The sequence below is a fragment of the Butyricicoccus sp. genome (genome assembly GCF_050872565.1).
Classification (GTDB): Bacteria; Bacillota; Clostridia; order Oscillospirales; family Butyricicoccaceae; genus Butyricicoccus_A.
Map to the genome: position 1 here is coordinate 1 of NZ_JBNMHC010000463.1, position 1444 is coordinate 1444.

Sequence of the window (1444 nt, forward strand, 5' to 3'; positions counted from 1 at the left end):
ATTCATTGGCAATTGCCTTGACGGTAGACGATTTGCCGCAGCCCTTATCGCCATACAGCAGAATGTTGTTAGAAGTTCTGCCAGCCAGCAAAGCCAGTGTATTGTCGCGAATCGTCTTTTTCTCCAGTGCATAGCCCTTCAAATCGGTCAGGCGAATCGGATCCGGATGTTCAATCGGCTGGAACTGATTATCTACAATCTGGTATGCGTTAGCGCGGGCAAAGTAACCATAGCCCTGCTTACGATACAGCTGACATAAACCTTCGCAGTTGCCAAACGGCAGCGGAGAGCCTGCAGCAAACGTCGGCAGCTCATTCAGTGCGCTGCTCAGCTTCGGATATGCCTTACCTGCAAACTCCAGAAAGTCTGCGCCGGACAGAGAAATCAGCGTGTTAACGGTGTACAGATCAAAATCAATTGCCTTGCGGATCTCTGCCGACAGCGGCTCGTTGAGCTGCTTGGTCAATACATTGGTATCAAAATGAATCTCTTGTGCAAGGAGCTTGCCAAGATCGCGATTTTCAAAATGGAAACGGCAAAGCTTTGCATATTTCTGGCAAAAATCTACCGGTGTGGTGTACAGGGCAGACATTGTGTCTTCATAAGCCTTGTATACTTCTGTGTTGCGCAGATTGCTGAGCACCGTCAGCGATTCCATGCGCAGGCGAAGTGTTGTACTATTCATGTGTGATTCACCCTTTTTTATTTCTTTCAATTTTCTAATCCTATCACAATCAGTGAATATTTGCAAGGGACAGGCACAAATCCTGCACAATTTTCTTATACTGATAGAGAGGAAACTTTTCGGAGGTGCGGAATATGCAATCCAAACGTCTGATTCTGAGTCGGTCGCAAAGCGAGGCATGGCAGCTCTCTCGCGCTCTGTCCGCCTGCGGCATTGCCAATACACCAACTCGCCCGCCGCGTTCCAAACAAATGCCATCGTGTGCATGGGCGATTGTCATAGATGACAAAGATACTGCACGAGCAAAAGCCTGTCTGAAGCATGTGACGGACATGGAGTGGTGCTGGGGGAATTCTGATGATTTATCTGGATAATGCAGCGACAACGCTGGAAAAGCCGCCTGCGGTATCCAATGCGATGCGCTGGGCGATGCAGCACGCCGGAGGCGTCGGCAGAAGTGCTCATCCCCCTGCGATGCTGGGCGCAGATATTGTATATGATACTCGGCGGCTGGCAGCAAAGCTGTTTGATGTGTCCGATCCCCGCCGCGTTATTTTTACTGCAAACGCCACGCAGGCACTCAACATGGCACTGTATGCCATGGCACAGACCTGCCGTCATATCGCGATTTCCAGCTTTGAACACAATGCTGTGTACCGTCCTGTGCTGGAGCTGGTCAAACGACAGAATATCAAACTCACGATACTCAAAAGCGAACTGTGGAATGATGATATGCTGCTGGAGCAAGCACAGCAAGCA

Annotated in this window: 3 protein-coding genes; 2 read left to right on the forward strand and 1 reads right to left on the reverse strand. The window is 49.9% G+C overall.

The genetic code is table 11. The features are described from left to right. Positions 1 to 685 (reverse strand): DUF815 domain-containing protein (locus tag ACR0P9_RS12530; protein WP_432620647.1); only part of this gene is annotated, 685 nt, incomplete at its 3' end. Between the two features lie 134 nt (positions 686 to 819). Here ACR0P9_RS12530 and ACR0P9_RS12535 point away from each other — a divergent pair. Then, on the forward strand, positions 820 to 1059 hold the full coding sequence (locus ACR0P9_RS12535) for a putative Se/S carrier-like protein (RefSeq protein ID WP_432620649.1): 240 nt from the start codon (positions 820 to 822) through the stop codon (positions 1057 to 1059). Continuing rightward, the coding region (locus tag ACR0P9_RS12540) for an aminotransferase class V-fold PLP-dependent enzyme (protein ID WP_432620651.1) at positions 1043 to 1444 on the forward strand (402 nt) is incomplete at its 3' end. The genes ACR0P9_RS12535 and ACR0P9_RS12540, both read left to right, overlap by 17 nt.